Origin of the sequence: Bacillus sp. SIMBA_031 (genome assembly GCF_046535225.1) — a bacterium.
In the GTDB taxonomy this organism is placed as follows: domain Bacteria; phylum Bacillota; class Bacilli; order Bacillales; family Bacillaceae; genus Bacillus; species Bacillus velezensis.
Map to the genome: position 1 here is coordinate 1,162,512 of NZ_JAWRXC010000001.1, position 16,489 is coordinate 1,179,000.

13 protein-coding genes are annotated in these 16,489 nt (G+C 46.4%); 3 read left to right on the forward strand and 10 right to left on the reverse strand.

What is annotated here, in order from left to right; genetic code table 11:
* Positions 1-50 precede the first annotated feature (50 nt).
* Positions 51-1,025, forward strand: a complete 975-nt coding sequence (locus SB724_RS05225) for a bile acid:sodium symporter family transporter (RefSeq protein ID WP_265971572.1) — start codon at positions 51-53, stop codon at positions 1,023-1,025.
* Positions 1,026-1,057: 32 nt separating this feature from the next.
* On the opposite strand, the gene SB724_RS05230 is transcribed toward SB724_RS05225, so the two are convergent.
* From SB724_RS05230 to cdaS, 9 genes are all read right to left on the reverse strand, one after another.
* On the reverse strand, positions 1,058-1,804 hold the full coding sequence (locus SB724_RS05230) for an MBL fold metallo-hydrolase (RefSeq protein ID WP_007407973.1): 747 nt from the start codon (positions 1,802-1,804) through the stop codon (positions 1,058-1,060).
* A 73-nt stretch (positions 1,805-1,877) separates the two neighbouring features.
* Positions 1,878-3,125: a 2-oxoglutarate dehydrogenase complex dihydrolipoyllysine-residue succinyltransferase gene (gene odhB / locus SB724_RS05235; RefSeq protein WP_003153764.1), complete on the reverse strand. Its 1,248-nt coding sequence runs from the start codon at positions 3,123-3,125 to the stop codon at positions 1,878-1,880.
* A gap of 15 nt (positions 3,126-3,140) precedes the next feature.
* On the reverse strand, positions 3,141-5,975 hold the full coding sequence (gene sucA, locus SB724_RS05240; protein WP_022553224.1) for a 2-oxoglutarate dehydrogenase E1 component: 2,835 nt from the start codon (positions 5,973-5,975) through the stop codon (positions 3,141-3,143).
* A gap of 227 nt (positions 5,976-6,202) precedes the next feature.
* Positions 6,203-8,119, reverse strand: coding sequence for a vWA domain-containing protein (locus tag SB724_RS05245; protein WP_410570358.1), 1,917 nt, complete (start codon positions 8,117-8,119; stop codon positions 6,203-6,205).
* Positions 8,120-8,129: 10 nt separating this feature from the next.
* Entirely contained in the window at positions 8,130-9,020 is an 891-nt protein-coding gene (locus tag SB724_RS05250; RefSeq protein WP_044802213.1) for an AAA family ATPase, read from the reverse strand.
* A 77-nt stretch (positions 9,021-9,097) separates the two neighbouring features.
* Positions 9,098-9,688, reverse strand: a complete 591-nt coding sequence (locus SB724_RS05255) for a superoxide dismutase family protein (RefSeq protein ID WP_265971570.1) — start codon at positions 9,686-9,688, stop codon at positions 9,098-9,100.
* Positions 9,689-9,769: 81 nt separating this feature from the next.
* On the reverse strand, positions 9,770-11,005 hold the full coding sequence (locus SB724_RS05260) for a C40 family peptidase (protein ID WP_082998596.1): 1,236 nt from the start codon (positions 11,003-11,005) through the stop codon (positions 9,770-9,772).
* 318 nt (positions 11,006-11,323) lie between these two features.
* A complete protein-coding gene (locus tag SB724_RS05265; protein WP_007611974.1) occupies positions 11,324-12,535 on the reverse strand; it encodes a macrolide family glycosyltransferase in 1,212 nt (403 codons plus the stop codon).
* 118 nt (positions 12,536-12,653) lie between these two features.
* Entirely contained in the window at positions 12,654-13,280 is a 627-nt protein-coding gene (cdaS, locus tag SB724_RS05270; RefSeq protein WP_007611976.1) for a sporulation-specific diadenylate cyclase CdaS, read from the reverse strand.
* A 277-nt stretch (positions 13,281-13,557) separates the two neighbouring features.
* Here cdaS and SB724_RS05275 point away from each other — a divergent pair, with 277 nt between their 5' ends.
* Positions 13,558-14,919, forward strand: a complete 1,362-nt coding sequence (locus tag SB724_RS05275; RefSeq protein WP_410570362.1) for an MATE family efflux transporter — start codon at positions 13,558-13,560, stop codon at positions 14,917-14,919.
* Positions 14,920-14,932: 13 nt separating this feature from the next.
* On the forward strand, positions 14,933-15,781 hold the full coding sequence (locus tag SB724_RS05280) for an STAS domain-containing protein (RefSeq protein ID WP_007611979.1): 849 nt from the start codon (positions 14,933-14,935) through the stop codon (positions 15,779-15,781).
* A 27-nt stretch (positions 15,782-15,808) separates the two neighbouring features.
* On the opposite strand, the gene bshB2 is transcribed toward SB724_RS05280, so the two are convergent.
* A complete protein-coding gene (gene bshB2 / locus SB724_RS05285; RefSeq protein ID WP_007407961.1) occupies positions 15,809-16,474 on the reverse strand; it encodes a bacillithiol biosynthesis deacetylase BshB2 in 666 nt (221 codons plus the stop codon).
* Between the last annotated feature and the right edge of the window lie 15 nt (positions 16,475-16,489).

Consider the following 16,489-nt stretch of genomic DNA (forward strand, 5'->3'; position numbering starts at 1 on the left):
GTCAGTCATATTTTCTGACTGATTGATTGAATGTAAAAGGAGCTGTGTTTATGGAATGGCTGAAAAAAATAAGCGGGTTTGCGGGCCAAACCTTTGGCTTGTGGGTTATCGTCTTTGCCGGTTTAGGATTCGCCTACCCTGATTTGTTTTCTTGGATCAGTTCTTATATGACGATTTTCCTTGGTATTATTATGTTTGGGATGGGGCTAACTCTTCAAGCAGACGATTTTAAAGAATTAATCAGAAAGCCTTGGCATGTCGTGATCGGAGTCGCTTGCCAGTTTACGATTATGCCGCTTACGGCTTTCTGTTTATCAATCGGGCTCCGCCTCCCCGCAGAAATCGCCGCGGGCGTCATTCTGGTCGGATGCTGTCCGGGCGGTACAGCATCAAACGTCATGACGTTTTTGGCGAAAGGCAATACGGCGCTTTCTGTTGCGGTCACCACGATCTCAACATTGCTTGCTCCTATTGTAACGCCGGCACTTATTATGCTGTTTGCGAAAGAGTGGCTCCCCGTTTCTTTCGGTTCACTGTTTGTTTCCATAATGCAAGCCGTGCTTTTGCCGATCGTTCTCGGGGTGATTGTGAAGCTGTTCTTCAAAAAACAGGTCGGACAAGCCGTGCACGCGCTTCCTCTCGTGTCGGTAATCGGCATCGTAGCGATTGTATCCTCTGTCGTCAGCGTAAATCGTGAGCATTTGCTTCAATCAGGACTGCTGATTGTGTCTGTCGTCATCTTACATAACGGAATCGGATATTTGTTAGGATTCCTGACTGCAAAGCTGTTCAAAATGGATTATGCTTCACAAAAAGCGATTGCGATCGAAGTCGGAATGCAAAACTCCGGACTGGGCGCAGCGCTTGCGTCAGCGCATTTCTCCCCTTTGTCAGCCGTGCCGAGCGCAATTTTCAGCATATGGCACAATCTGTCGGGGTCTGTTCTTGCCACCTACTGGTCTAAGAAAAAAGAGAAAAACAGCGCCGAAAAAGAAGAAGAAACGGCAAAGATTCCGTTTTCATAACTGAACAAGGATAGGATAGGATGCTGCCGCTCCTATCCTTGTTTATTCTGCAGATCACGAAACAGACGCAAAAGCGCTTTTTTTACATCCCCCTGAAATAAACCTCCATGATAACAAATCAATTGACGGATATCGTAATCGAGCAGCCGCTGCACAGAACGGACCGCATCATCCATATGTAACGTATAGCCGGGATTAGCAAGGTTCAGCTTTCCGTCTTCAATGACGACCGCATCACCTGTGACCATTGTTTTTTCAGCAGGCAGATAAAGACTGATATGGCCGGGTGTATGACCCGGCGTGGCTACAACGCGAATGCCTCCGCACCAAGGCAGCAGCTCGCCGTCAGTAACTGTCCGGTGAACTGGAGCCGATTCGACTGATTGAAGCGAGCGGATGAACTGTTTTGCATAAGGCTTTGCATCCTCCGGCAATGAACAAAACGTTGATTCAGCCTGCTCAAGCCGTAAAGATTTTTTAGAGCCGTCAATATACGGCGCTTCACGCTCATGTACTGTCACGCTGACATCCGGATGCAAACGGTATAATGCAGCGAGTGAGCCGATATGGTCTATGTCGTGATGCGTTACAATGATTTTTGTCAATGAATGAAGCGACATTCCATGCCGGGCAGCAGCATGTTGAAGATGGTTTGTAAAACCGGGATATCCGCAGTCTATTAATATCGTGTCATGTTCGTCTTGCAGAAGAACCGGAGTGATAGAATGCAATTCTTCATTATATTCAAATTCGATCTCAAGCGGATAACAGCTTTTCATATAAATTCTCCCCTTCTCTCAATAAAAAAAGTACACTGCTTGTAAGGGCAGTGTACTTTTTGTCTGTCTCAAATTATCCTTCCAGCAACAGCTGTTCCGGATCTTCAAGCAGGTTTTTAATGGTGACAAGGAATCCGACCGCTTCTTTACCATCTACGATTCTGTGATCGTATGATAAAGCGATGTACATCATCGGACGGTTTTCAGAGCGCTCCGCATCAATCGCTACTGGGCGCAGCTGAATTTTGTGCATACCTAAGATCCCAACCTGAGGGCTGTTTAGGATCGGTGTTGACATAAGCGATCCGAATGTACCTCCGTTTGTAATCGTGAAGGAGCCTCCTTGCAGCTCACCTAAGGTTAATTTATTGTTTCGCGCTTTTTTCGCAAGTTCGCCGATCTCTCTTTCAATGCCGGCAAACGTCAGGCGGTCAGCGTCACGCACGACTGGGACGACAAGCCCTTCTTCAGCCGCGACAGCGATACCGATGTCATAGAATTTTTTCACGATCAGCTCATCGCCTTGAATTTCAGCGTTAAGGAGCGGGAATTTTTTCAATGCAGCCACGACGGCTTTTGTAAAGAACGACATGAAACCGAGTTTTACATCGTTTTGCTCAAGGAATTGGTCTTTGCGGCGTTTTCTTAGATTCATAACAGCCGTCATGTCAACTTCGTTAAATGTAGTCAGCATCGCAGAAGTCTGCTGCACTTCAACCAATCGTTTCGCGATCGTCTGTCTGCGGCGGGACATTTTTTGCACTTCGACAGGTTTGTCAAAGCTTTGCTGTGTTTTTTGAGCCTGCTGTTTCGGCTGTGCCGCAGGTTTTGAAGCCGGTTTTTCATAAGCTTCCACATCTTGTTTGCGCACGCGGCCGAGCGGGTCTCCCGTCGGAATTTGTGATAGATCAATCCCTTTTTCCCTTGCCAGCTTGCGTGCAGCCGGAGACGCTACCGTTCTGGATTTCGCTTCTGATTGTGCTTCCTGGCTGACTTCTTGTGCAGCAGGTTCAGCTTTTGCTTCCTCTTTCGTTTGTTCATTGGCTGGAGCACTTTCTGAAGGGGCGGGTGCAGAACTTTCGCCAGCGCCTTCTGTAATGGTACCGATAATTTCTCCTACTTGGACGGTATCACCCGAATCTTTCAATACCTCTTTTAGAACACCCGATTCTTCTGCTGTCAATTCAACATTTACTTTGTCCGTCTCCAGTTCAAGCAAGTACTCACCCTGTTCTACATAATCACCGGGCTGCTTTAACCATTGGGCTATCGTTCCTTCTGAGATTGATTCTGCTAATTCAGGTACCTTAATTTCCGCCATTTTTTCATTTCCCCCTTAGTTTTTGCGAGTCAAGCTATCAGATACAATGCGTTCCTGTTCTTTTTTGTGGACTGTCGGATCTCCTTCTGCAGGACTGGATCGTCTTCTTCGGCCGATGTATTGGACATTTACTCCTTTTGGCGCGATTTCCGTCAGATACGGGCTGATATAACTCCATGCCCCCATGTTCTGCGGCTCTTCCTGAACCCAAACGATCTCTTGCAGGTTCGGCAGTTTGGCGAAAAGCTCCTTCGTATCTTTTGCCGGGAACGGATACAGCTGTTCGATTCTGGCAATATGAAGCCAATCCTTATCGCCTTCCATTTTGTTGAAGTGATCGCTGATATCAATTGACACTTTTCCGCTTGATAATACGACGCGAGTCACTTTTTCGTAAGCATGGGAAAGACCGGACTGCTCATAGACAGGCTTGAATCGGCTTTCGCTCAGTTCCTGCACTTCAGATACCGTATTCGGGTTGCGCAGCAGGCTCTTCGGCGTCATGATCACAAGCGGGCGGATTTCCTCACGAAGCAGCATTTTCGCTTGTCTTCTTAAAATGTGGAAATACTGAGCCGCACTTGTCAGGTTGGCCACCGTCCAGTTGTTTTCCGCCGCCAGCTGCAGGAACCGCTCGACGCGGCCGCTGGAGTGTTCAGGGCCCTGCCCTTCGTAACCGTGAGGCAGCAGCATGACCAGTCCTGATTTTTGTCCCCATTTTGCCCGTCCTGCAGATATGAATTGATCAAAATAGACTTGAGCCGCATTGGCAAAGTCCCCGTACTGCGCCTCCCACATCACAAGCGTTTCAGGCGAATACACGTTGTATCCATATTCAAAGCCGAGAACCGATCCTTCAGAGAGCGGGCTGTTATGCACCGTAAATGAAGCAGCGCAGTCGTCTAAGTGATGGAGGGCAACAAATTCTTCTCCTGTTTCGCTGTCATGCAGCACAAGGTTTCTTTGAGCGAACGTTCCGCGCTCTGAATCCTGTCCGGTCAGCCGGATCGGCGTGCCGTCTTTCAAAATGGAAGCAAACGCAAGCGATTCAGCCAATGACCATTCAACTTTACGATCATCATCAAACGCTTTTGCACGTCTTTCCAGGATTCTTTTCAGCTTGCCGAACACGTTAAAAGATTCCGGCCAGTTGATAAGTTCGCCGTTCAGCTTGCGGAGAACATCAAAGTCGATGGCTGTGTCAACGTCTGGAAAACCGTTGGACACCGGTTCCGGCAATTCAATTTCCCGTACAGCGTCTTCTTTTTTGGCGGGCACCTTTTTATAGGCGTCTTCAATTCGTTTTGTCACTGCCGTTTCGATGTTTTGCGCTTTTTCCTCGCTGATCAGACCTTCACTTACGAGTTTTTCCGCAAAGATCCGCTTGACAGTCGGGTGTTTTCTGACGGCGTCATACAGCATCGGCTGTGTCGTTGACGGCTCATCCATTTCATTGTGGCCGTACCGTCTGTACCCGATTAAATCGATTAAGAAATCTTTATTGAACCGCTTCCGGTATTCAACCGCAAATTTAACGGCTGACAGGCATGCTTCCGGATCATCCGCGTTGACGTGAACGATCGGAATTTCATAGCCCTTCGCCAAATCACTGGCATATTTCGTGGATCGTGATTCATCGCTTTCAGTTGTAAAGCCGATCATATTATTGGCGATGATATGAATGGCCCCGCCGACCTGATAGCCTTTCAGAGAGCTTAAGTTCAGCGTCTCGGCGACAATGCCTTCTCCCGGAAACGCTGCGTCACCGTGAATTAAAATGGCGAGCGATTTTGTTTCGTCTTGAACCGGGTACCCCTTTTGCGTTCTTGTTTCCTGTGCCGCCCGCGTGCTTCCTTCAACAATCGGATTGATGAATTCCAAATGGCTCGGGTTATTTGCAAGCGTAATCCGCGCACTTTTGGTTTCAGCATCCTGAAGCTGTCTGTCTGCACCGAGGTGGTATTTTACATCGCCCGTCCAGCCGTAGCTGATGCCGGTCGATCCTTCAGACGGCACAAGGTCTTTATTCGGCGCGTGCTGGAATTCTGAGAAAATAATCTCATACGGTTTGCCGAGCACATGCGCAAGCACATTTAAACGGCCTCTGTGCGCCATCCCGATATTGACATTGGTTGTGCCCGCTTTCACAGACTGGGCGATAATGTCGTCAAGAACCGGCACAAGCGCGTCTAACCCCTCAATTGAGAAACGCTTCTGACCGACGAATGTCCGGTGTAAAAATTGTTCAAATCCTTCTACTTCCGTCAGTCTTTCTAAAACGGCTGACAGTTTTTCCGGTGAATTTTTCCGGAACAGTTCTCCGGATTCGACCATTTTTGTAATCCATGCGCGCTCTTCGAAATCATGCACATGGTCAAACTCGAAGGAGATGGTTCTTTTATAGGTATTGCGTAAATGCTGGATGGCTTCTAAGCCGTTTGTTATATTGGCAGGTGCGTCTTTACAGATGACAGACGCGGGTATTGCTTTCATTTCTTCTTCTGTAAGCCCATACTCGGATAACGGAAAGAGCTCGCTCTTTTTCGGATCCTTTCTGAGCGGATTGACGGAAGCGTTCAGATGGCCATAGGTTCGAATATCTTCTGCAAGTTTAACTGCTGCTGCGATCTTTTGAATCAGATCTGCGGTGACGCGTCCCTGTTCCTTTGTTCCCGATGCCTCTTTTATTTGGCTTGGCGGAGCGCCGAGTTCGTCAAACATGTCTTTCAGATCCGGATCAATGCTGTCTGGATCTTCAGCATATTGGTCGTACAGCTCCAGTGCATAGCCGAGGTTCGGTCCGTAAAAATCTTCCCAATTCATTCTTTGTTTCATATTATTTTGAAACATTTGAATATTACCCCCAACCTAGATAATCAAGTGATCAATTCACTATCTTGAAATAACTTTTGAACGCTGTGCCCAAAATTATGTAATAAAAACGCTTCCAAGGATATTTTACCACTGATTGCGTTTGGATTCTACCTTGATTGTTCACAAAATAGTAAAAAAAACAGATCAATACCGAAAAAATTAAATCATTTTAAAATAAAAAGCGAAAAAGCATAGGAAAAAGCCTATCCTATGCTTTTATGAAGCAGTTTTTTCAAGAGCGGATACAGCACATCGGGCAGCTGATCGACATCCGGAACAAAAATACTGTACTTTCCGTACATATCCTGAATGGTTTTCATCTGTGATTCTTCTATCGCAGTATTGGACAGAAAAACATTTATGACTTCTATCCCTTTTTTTCTCGCTTCGATGACAGCCTCGCTCGTATCGACGATGCCGTTTTGTTCGTATCCGAATGCTGCCGGCTCTCCGTCTGAAAACACGATTAAAAATTTTTGCGCCTCACTCCGCCGCATCAGCTGTTTCGTCATTTGTCTGATGGCGTATCCGTCTCTGTTATCTTCTTCAGGCGCAAGCTGCATGATCAGCGGACCCGCCGCCTGCAGCAGCGACTCTTCAAACGGAATGACGGTATTGAAGAAATTCGGCTGGCTCGTTTCAGTCGCTTCGTTCGTATCCTCCCAAAACCCGACGATCTGGTGCGGTACGGACACTGATTTCAAGGCTTCATGAAAAAGAACGATCCCTCTTTTTGTTTCATCCATTTTGTCGAACATGCTGGCCGAACAATCGACAAGCAATGTAAAAACGGCGTCAATGTCTGAGGACGGATCCTGCTTTTTATAGAAAAGGCGCGGGTTCCGCTCCGTAAAATAGCGGATCAGTTTGCGATTCAGCCGGCCTGCGTGAAGGTCGGTCCGCGGGAGCGTTTTTTTGTGCTCAAGTGTTTTTTGTATCATCTGCTTCAGGCGTTTTTGATATGATTCTATCGTTTTTGCCTGTTCTTTATAAGACTGCTCCTCTTCAGGAGACGCTTTATGAGGCGTTTGATAAACCGGGAAGGCAAATTTGTTTTCTTTTCCGTCAGCCAGCCCCGCGCCCTCATGTTCATCCTGAATGGATTCAAGCGCTTCCAGTTTGGAGTAATCCTCTCTTTTCGTCTGACGTGCGGAACCTTGAACGGAGCCGAGCGCCTGGTCACCGTCATCGCCTTCTCTGGCCGCGTCTTTCCCAAGATCTGATTTCGCGCCGTGCTCAATATCAAATTGAAGGAAACTTTTTGCCGGCGCTTCGGTTTCCCGGTGCCACGTATTCATTTTCTCTTCAAGGATTTCTTCATCTCCGTCGGAAGACTCAGGGAGCGTGAGATCGTCACTTAACGAAGGCGCTTTTTTTACGCTTTCGAATAAAGGCTCTTCAGCCGCTTTTTCGTAATCAAGTTCCGGCAGAAAAAAGTACGTGTTCAGCATATCTTTCTCAAGCACTTCATCAAGGCCTTCCATGAGGTCTTCCGTTATTCTTGCAATTTGTTCCGTAGAATCCGCCTCATACATCCGGATGAGCTGACGTTCAATATACGGTATCATCATGTCAATATGTTCATGCATGGAAGGAATGCCTTCAAGCGGAGACTCAGCCGTCAGCTTGACAAACATCGCGCAATACAAAGCGTCGGTGAAAATGCTCCGTTCTAAATTCAATGTCAGCTGCGTCGTGAAATATTTCCTGTACATCTCCCTCCGCTTCTGAAAAACACGTTTCGTTCCCGGCCGTTCTTTTTTGATCAGCTCTTCAATTCTGATATCCTCGAGCAGCATAAACAGCTGCTTGGCAAAGCTTTGGCGGGTGAAGTGCCGGTGAACGTCATTTAAAAACCCCGCAAATTCCCGAAATGAGCTGCTGCGTGTTCCGACAGCGCGCAAATAGACATCGCTTTTCAGGCCGGCTTCCATATCCCCGGCTGATCGGTCTTTCCAAAAGTGGCTCATGTAAATCTTCTTTTCAAAGGGATTGTAGTAAGACTGCACGCCATATTCCACTTCAACTTCACTGCTTCTGGTCAGTGTTTTGGCCAGGTCAGTCAGCATCATGAACAAAAACGAATCAATCGTGCTGTCATTAAATTTGATAAACTTCATTGTATGTCCCTCATTCGAACAGCGTTTCTGCAATATTTCTGACAGCGGCTTTTTCCCTGTCGTCGTCAAGTTTTTCCACGATGCCTCTTTCAATCGCCCGTTTCGGCGGGATGTACGCAGCCAAGTCGCACGTATCAATGAGAGCCCTGATGGACGCCGCTTCTTCTGACACTTGTCCGTTATGCGCTTGTGCGATTAAATCAGAAGACAGCGTCATAAAGCGTTCAATTAATTTCTCATCTTTTAAGACAGACTGAGAGGTCAGCACCTGTTTCAGGAGGCTTCCTTTAATATACGGAACATCAATGATGACAAAACGGTTTTTAAGGGCTTCGTTCAGCGGAACGGTGCCGACGTAGCCTTCATTAATCGCGGCGATAACACCGAATCCTTCGCTTGCCTTAATCACTTCTCCTGTAAAGGGATTTGTCATCATTTTTCTGTAATCAAGCACGCCGTTTAGAATCGGAAGGGTTTCAGGCTTTGCCATATTGATTTCGTCAATGTATAAAAAATGTCCTTCGTTCATTGCGGTTGTTACAGGTCCGGGAACGAATTCAATTGTCGCCTGTCCCTGTTCATTTTCAATCGTTTTATAGCCGACAAGCGCTTCTGCATCGAGGTCTACGGAGCAGTTGACGCTGTGCATCGGTTTATGAAAATAGTTCGAAAGCGTTTCCGCCAATTTTGTTTTTCCTGAACCCGTCGGTCCTTTTAATAAGATATTTTTTCCCATTGTCAAAGCGATGACGGCATCGAATACAATCGCTTTATCTTCGGCTTCATAGCCTGATGATCCGATTAAATCCTGAAATTCTTGGGAAACGGGATGATTTTGATAAGCCTGCAGTTTGTTTTGTATATCTTCCGGAAGTGATAGGTGCTGTAATTCTGAAGTCATAGGTGATGTTTCCTTTCCATTTGTATTCCATAACCGAGTATACTAAAAAAGCCCTTGTATACTCAATACAAAAGGGCTCATTCCCTGCGGGCGCTTTTTGTCAGGGGAGCGCAGGCGAGTCTGGCTCCGGAATTTCCGCTCGGGTTTGTTAAATAATCGTCCGTATGTTCATGAATGACGAACGCGCTTCCGTCCCGGTCGAGCAGGCTGAGTCTGCTCCCTTCTTTTAATGAAGTTTGCGGCGCGTTCATAATGACATCCACTTTACCGTCGGCCCCCACTTCAAGATTGGGGAGATCCCCGGCGTGATGACCCATCGGATTGTTGAAGCCGTGTTCTTTGTTCAAAGGGTTGAACGGTCCCCCGGCTGATTCGAAATCAGGTGCCTGACAAGTCCCTTTTTCATAAATATGAAATCCGAGAGAAGTGCCGGGCGGCAGATGCCCCGCTGATATATGAATGTCTGACCCTTCATCATCAGATTCCCTCACTTCAATATATCCGATCGTTTTTCCGTTTTGATTGATGAGTACGGCATGCTCACGGTATGCAGATGCTTCCAATGCGCGGCTTTCCCCATGTTTTTTGGGCGGAACAGGAACGGGTCTCTCCCCGCAGCCGCAAAGCGTAATTGATGCGAGCATGAGAAAAAGCAAGAGACGATTCATGCTTCCTCCCCCTTATTTTTTACCTATCAGTCTTGTCAAAACGTGAAAATGGTAAACAAAAAAAGCCCCGAAAGGCTTTTTTTAAAAATAACTGCGCGCTCCTAAATACGCTTTTTTCCAATATGGATTGCTTAAGTTTGAAATTTCAACCCCGGAGGAGCTTGCGTGAATAAAATTTCCTCCGCCCAAATACATTCCCATATGAGAAGGACCCGCTTTATATGTCGTAAAGAAGACAAAGTCGCCTGCTGACGGCTGGCTGATATGTTTCATCGTATTCCAATATCCGGCCGTGCTCAGACGGGAAACAGAGCTTACCTTATTTAAAAGGTAATAGATGTAACCGCTGCAATCGAAGCCCGCAGGCGTATTGCCTCCCCAGCGGTAAGGAACGCCGACATGTTTTTTCGCCTCGCCTATCATTCTGTCAATCTTTGACCCTGTCACCGGAGGTTCGGGAGTATTCGGCTTGTTTGGCTTTGCCGGTTTGTTATCCGGCTGCCGCACAGGATCTTCTGTTTTTCCCGTTCCGTTAATCACCAGAACCTGTCCGATTTGAAGCACATCAGTTGTCAATTTATTTTTTTCTCTGATGAGCTGAGCGGTGATGCCGAACCGATTAGCAATTTTCCAGAGGGAATCGCCTGCTTTTACTTTGTAAGTGGATGGCTTCTCAGAAGGGTTTGAATGAGATGGCGGTGTTTTGCCGCTGTTTCCGTTATGTGAAGAACCTTTAATCTTTAACACTTGATTCGGATACAGCATGTCTGATGTTAATTGATTCAGCTTTTTCAGTTCGGCGATGGTGATGCCGGTTTGATTGGCAATTTTCCACAGCGAGTCACCCGGCTTCACAGTGTAAGTCCCTGATGCGCCTTTATCAGGCTTTGTCTGTCTGCCGCCTCCGTCCGTGCCGCCGGCAGACCCTTTAATTTTCAGTTTTTGGCCCGGGTAGATGACATCTGAACTCAAACGGTTGAGGCTTCTCAGCTCAGAAACGCTCATTTTGTATTTTTTTGCGATCACCCATAATGAGTCTCCGTATGTAACTGTGTAAGCACCCGTGCTTCGTTTTCCCTTTTGTCCGGTTTTGCCGCTGCCGTCAGGAATGTGCAGCCGCTGTCCTGGGTGGAGTATCGTTGATTTGAGTTTATTTTCCGCCTGCAGGGCTGAAATACTTGTATGATATTGCCGGGAAAGCTTCCAAAGAGAGTCGCCGCTTTTTACTTGAATGGTTTTTGCTTCAGCGGGATGCACGGCAAAGGTTGAAGTCATTACTGCAGATACAGCCAGACCGGCTGCGATTTTTTTCTTCATATAACGAAAAACCTCCTATTTATCATTGCTGAAAGGGACGTTCCTTTTCTTTGGACGCCGCCTGTTATGCAGGATTCATTCAGAAGTCGACATTAATTCCGATTCATTTGGCCTTAGATCATCACCAATGCCACACATTTTACATAAATTGAGAAAATTTCACAAAAGACTTTGGAATCATTTTCATAACATGGCTTTTTTCCGCGACATTCCACCTTTCTTGTCTGTTTTTCATACAATTCTCTTTACGGCGTGAAAAATCCTCCCGAAAAACAATCAAAAAAAGCCCGCTTCCTTTAGGAAGCGGGTGACGGCTGATTACAGAACCCGGGTCTCGGCTGTTTTCACGTCTTCTGCTATCAATTCCGCTGCACGCTGTGCTCCGCCGGCCGCTTTCAGGGATTCTCCGATTTCAGAAGCTTTTGTCTGATATTCAGGATTTTCGCTCAATTCTTTTATTGCTTCAGTGAGCAGTTCCGCTGTTACATCTTCTTTTTTAAACATCTTGCCCGCGCCCGTGTTTTCCACTTGGCTTCCGACGGCGAACTGATCTGCGCCCATCGGAATGACGATCATCGGGGTTTTGTAGTAAAGCCCTTCGCTCGTACTGTTCATTCCGCCGTGAGTGATAAATAAGTCCGCTCTCTTCAGGATCTCAAGCTGCGGAACATAAGGCTTTACAATGACATTCTCAGGAATTTCATCAAGCTCCGCCGGATCAAGATGTTTGCCGATTGACATGACGGCTTTTCCGTTAAAGTTTCTGACCGCTTTTAAGCATTTATTAAACAATTCCTTCTGATTGTTAAAAATCGTGCCCATGGAAATAAACAGGACGTTTTCTCCTTCAAGCTGTTCAAACGGGAAATCTTGAGCCGCCGCCCTTTCGGTAATGGACGGGCCGACAAAGAGATAAGAATCGCCAAACTCTTCTTCTTTCGGCTGAAACGCTCTTGAAGTAAACACGATGGTTTTTCTGCCGTCATTTGAGAAAATATCATACGGCGTTTTAATGTCTGCGCTGAATTCTTCATTGAGCCGGCTGACCGCTTCGGTATAAGCCGGATAATGAGATGATTCCTCTGATACAAGGTTTGTATTTGAAAACACTTCTTTAATAAATGCTTCATTCATTGCAAATGTCGTACAAAGTGAATATGCCGGCAATTTCAGCTGGTTTCTCACGAGCCTTCCTGCCAGAAAATGATGATCATACAGGATGTAGTCGTAGGATTCATCTTTTACTTCCTCAAGAATACGGAGTGCGGCTTTTTTGGAAGTCTCAATCATTAATAGCAAAAACTCGGTAGCGTCCCGCTGTTCATCACCCGTTGCGTTTTTTCCGAATTCATCTTTTCGGAAATCTTCATATTCACGGAATTCCGCTCCGCTTGACGCGATTTTGTTCTCATATTCCTTCACGCCGTAATATACGACATGTTCCCCTTTTGCCTTCAGTTCTTTTACGACGCCTAAAGACGGATTGATATGGCCTTCTCCCGGAAAGCCGATCATCAATACATTTGCCATCTTTCCACTCCCTATTCTTTTAAATTTTATGTATATTTAAACGATAACATCAATACAGAAAAAGGTAAAGATGTTCACCTTATTAATATTAAATGGGTACAATATTCCCATTTTCTTATTATTTCGCATGAAGCGCCCGCGGAGAAACAAGCGGATACAGTCCGCCGTCTTTAGCAAAGGACATTTTTCCCGTTTCTTCTGAAACAACGAGCACGAGTGCATCAGTCACGGCCGAAAGTCCCATCGCGGCCCTGTGGCGCGTCCCGTATTTGAGATCGACATGTTTTGTTGTGAGCGGAAGCACATTGGCTGCTGATACAACCCGGTTTTCTCTGACCAATACGGCTCCGTCGTGAAGCGGATTGCCGGGATAAAAAATACTCTCAATTAAAGCCGCACTGATCTCGGCATGCAGGCTGGTCCCTTTTTGTATTATTCCGTCCAGCGGATCTGCACGTTCAATCACAATCAGCGCTCCGTGCTTTTCTTCCGCCAGATGCTGCACGGCCCTCGCCAGCTCTGTATAGGAAGGCGTAAAATGTTCGATATATGTCTGCAGGTAAAACGACGAAGCGACAGCCTGCATTTCCTGAAACGTATGTCCCAGTTCATCTAATTCACAAAGAAGGCATTGGTCTTTTTCATCCAATGTCCGCAGTATCATTCCGGCATCCTCTGTAATTTGTTTCAAATACGTTTGAACGGCAGCGGTAAACGCGCTTTCCGTCATTTGAGTGTGGCGCATGTCACATCAGCTCCTTTCCCTTATTTTCTGCATCGCGCGCATGGATATGCGCCGCTGTGTGCACCATAATCATGAAAGGAGGCGCACATCATATGGAATTCGCACGGCTGATGCAATATATCTGCACCTTTTTAGGGGTCATTTCACTTTCATTCATTTATGCCAAGATGTTTAAAAAGCCGAAACCGGATAAAAAAGAGTAGGCCGGCTTTCATTGCTTTTTATACATAAAATGTTATAATTTCTCTCGTTAAAATAAAGAAACGGGGAACCTAACTTGAGAGAAACGAACACGATCGGCCAAAAGGTCAGACAGCTGTTACATATCTTCATTCCGATTTTAATCACACAGGCGGGCCTTTCCCTGATCACCTTTTTGGATACGGTGATGTCAGGGAAAGTGAGCGCTGCCGATTTAGCCGGGGTTGCAATCGGTTCAAGCCTGTGGACGCCGGTTTATACGGGCCTTGCAGGAATATTAATGGCCGTTACGCCCGTTGTTTCGCAGCTGTTTGGAGCCGGCAGACAAAAGGAAGTGCCGTTTTCCGTCATCCAGGCCGTTTATGTAGCGGCCGTTCTCAGTGCGGCGGTTATCCTGATCGGCTTTTTCACCGTTGATATGATCTTGGGACATTTGGGGCTGGAACCTCGTGTCCGGACGATCGCCAAACACTTTTCAGGCTTTTTATCCCTCGGTATTTTTCCTTTGTTTGTGTACACCGTTTTGCGCTCGTTTATTGATGCACTCGGCAAAACGCGAGTCACAATGCTTATTACGCTTTGCTCATTGCCTATTAATTTTGTTTTAAATTATGTATTTATTTTCGGGAAATTCAACATGCCGGCATTGGGCGGAGTCGGTGCGGGGCTCGCTTCCGCCCTGACTTATTGGTGTATTTGCGCCATCAGCTTTTTTATCGTCTGCAGATTTGGGCCGTTTGCCGGGTACTCTGTATTTCGGAAACTGTACCGTTTTTCTCCGTCTGAATGCAGAAAGCTTTTGAAAATCGGTTTGCCTATCGGTTTTGCCGTTTTTTTTGAAACGAGCATTTTTGCGGCTGTCACACTGCTTATGAGCCATTTTCAGACGGTGACGATTGCAGCTCACCAGGCGGCAATGAATTTTGCTTCTCTCTTGTATATGCTGCCGCTCAGCGTATCCATGGCCATGACCATTTTGGTCGGCTTTGAAGCAGGCGCAAATCGCTATAGAGATGCCCGCTCATACAGCTATATCGGGATCGTGATGGCGCTTAGTTTTTCTTTATGCACGGCGGCTTTCATTTTACTGTTCAGACCGCAAATCGCCGGAATGTATACATCAGATCCGGCGGTGCTCATGTTGACGCAGCACTTTTTAATCTATGCGCTGTTTTTCCAGCTTTCTGATGCCGTAGCAGCTCCGATACAAGGCGCTCTGAGAGGATATAAGGATGTCAACTATACACTCGGCGCGGCTTTTGTGTCGTATTGGATTATCGGGCTTCCGGTCGGTTACGCAGTCGGCACTTATACGGGCCTCGGGGCATACGGCTATTGGATCGGGTTAATTGCAGGACTTGCTGCAGGAGCTGTCGGTTTATTCTTCAGACTGATGAAACTGCAAAAGCATTATGTGAAAAAAATGATGATTTCATAAAGGAGGAGCAGCAATGCCAAAACATAAACTGCTGTACGATTATTTAACTGAACGGGCGGAGGACATCAGTCAGACATGGTTTGATACCCTTCATGATACGGATCCTGATTCTGTTTATGCTTCTACTGACCCGGCTGTACTCACGAATCTGAAAAAACAAAATCTGGCGTTTAATTATCAGCTCAATCGGATTTTTTCTGAAGAGAAGGAAGTATATACAGCGGCATTGGAAAAGTGGGCGTTTGAAGCCGCACGGGATGAAGAACATTTAAAAACTCCCATCCATTATATTATTCGCGAGTTTATCAGAGTTCGTGATTTGTATGTCGGCCATGTCAAGCAGTTTACCAGACTTCATTCAGACACCTTGACAGAAGAAGATGCCGAAGATATATTCCATACGCTGATTAAATCGTTTGATGTGGTGATTCATATTTTCATAGAGGAAATGTATAAAAACACAAACATTCAGCTTGAAGCGCAAAAAGAATTGATCACCGAGCTGAGCTCGCCGGTAATTGTGCTTTTTGATAATGTCGGACTGCTGCCGCTGATCGGGGATATTGACACGGCAAGAGCCAAAATGATTTTGGAGAATACGCTGCATCAGTGTTCAGAGAAGCGCATCACGCAGCTGTACATTGATTTATCGGGCGTAGCCATGATTGATACGATGGTTGCCCAACAGCTTTTCACCTTAATTGAATCACTCGGAATGCTCGGCGTGAAAGCGACATTATCCGGAATTCGTCCTGAAATCGCCCAAACCGCGGTGCAGCTCGGACTGAGTTTTTCAAATTTATCAATACGGTCTTCGCTTGCGGAAGCGATCGCCTCCGATCTGACACAAAAAAAGGGATAAGGCATTTCAGCCTTATCCCTTTTTTTATCAGTCTTTCCACGGATATGTCCAATACACTTCTTCTTCAAACCATGTCTGAAGAACCGGCTCGTTATTTTTTATTTTTTCTTCCAGCTCTCTCAGCATGCCTTCCGTTTGGGTGCGGTGCGCTTTTAATGCATTCATTTTAATATCGGCAACCTCTTTAATATCAAGAATGACATCAGGCTTGCCGACGGCTTCCTCCCTGTTGCGGGTGATTGCCATGCAAAGCGTGCGCGGGCGGTCCTCTTTTTTCTTTCTGTAAAGCGCTCTGATAACCGCTTCGCCGCATGCATCATGATCCGGATGGACGCCGTGCTCCGGATAGAATGTAACAATCAGACTCGGTTTTACATCGTCGATAATCTCTTCCATCATATCCGCGAGCCACTCGTCATCTTCAAATTCAAGTGTTTTATCACGAAGCCCGAGCATTCTCAGGTCAGTAACGTCCATTGCTTTGCATGCGTCGATCAGCTCTTGTTTTCTTAACAGCGGCAGTGTTTCACGGTTCGCGAAAAAAGGATCTCCCATGTTCCGGCCCATTTCGCCAAGCGTTGCGCATGCATACGTAACGGGAATATCTTTTTGTCTGTGTAAAGCAATCAGCCCTGCCACTCCGTATGATTCATCATCAGGGTGAGGCAGGATGACGAGTACATGTTCTTTCATGATTTTCACCCTTTT

What these genes read in the sequence shown, in the direction of transcription:
- SB724_RS05225 (WP_265971572.1), top strand. Translation starts at nt 51, where the DNA reads ATGGAATGGCTGAAAAAAATAAGCGGGTTTGCGGGCCAAACCTTTGGC.
- SB724_RS05230 (WP_007407973.1), bottom strand. Translation starts at nt 1,804, where the DNA reads ATGAAAAGCTGTTATCCGCTTGAGATCGAATTTGAATATAATGAAGAA.
- odhB (WP_003153764.1), bottom strand. Translation starts at nt 3,125, where the DNA reads ATGGCGGAAATTAAGGTACCTGAATTAGCAGAATCAATCTCAGAAGGA.
- sucA (WP_022553224.1), bottom strand. Translation starts at nt 5,975, where the DNA reads ATGTTTCAAAATAATATGAAACAAAGAATGAATTGGGAAGATTTTTAC.
- SB724_RS05245 (WP_410570358.1), bottom strand. Translation starts at nt 8,119, where the DNA reads ATGAAGTTTATCAAATTTAATGACAGCACGATTGATTCGTTTTTGTTC.
- SB724_RS05250 (WP_044802213.1), bottom strand. Translation starts at nt 9,020, where the DNA reads ATGACTTCAGAATTACAGCACCTATCACTTCCGGAAGATATACAAAAC.
- SB724_RS05255 (WP_265971570.1), bottom strand. Translation starts at nt 9,688, where the DNA reads ATGAATCGTCTCTTGCTTTTTCTCATGCTCGCATCAATTACGCTTTGC.
- SB724_RS05260 (WP_082998596.1), bottom strand. Translation starts at nt 11,005, where the DNA reads ATGAAGAAAAAAATCGCAGCCGGTCTGGCTGTATCTGCAGTAATGACT.
- SB724_RS05265 (WP_007611974.1), bottom strand. Translation starts at nt 12,535, where the DNA reads ATGGCAAATGTATTGATGATCGGCTTTCCGGGAGAAGGCCATATCAAT.
- cdaS (WP_007611976.1), bottom strand. Translation starts at nt 13,280, where the DNA reads ATGCGCCACACTCAAATGACGGAAAGCGCGTTTACCGCTGCCGTTCAA.
- SB724_RS05280 (WP_007611979.1), top strand. Translation starts at nt 14,933, where the DNA reads ATGCCAAAACATAAACTGCTGTACGATTATTTAACTGAACGGGCGGAG.
- bshB2 (WP_007407961.1), bottom strand. Translation starts at nt 16,474, where the DNA reads ATGAAAGAACATGTACTCGTCATCCTGCCTCACCCTGATGATGAATCA.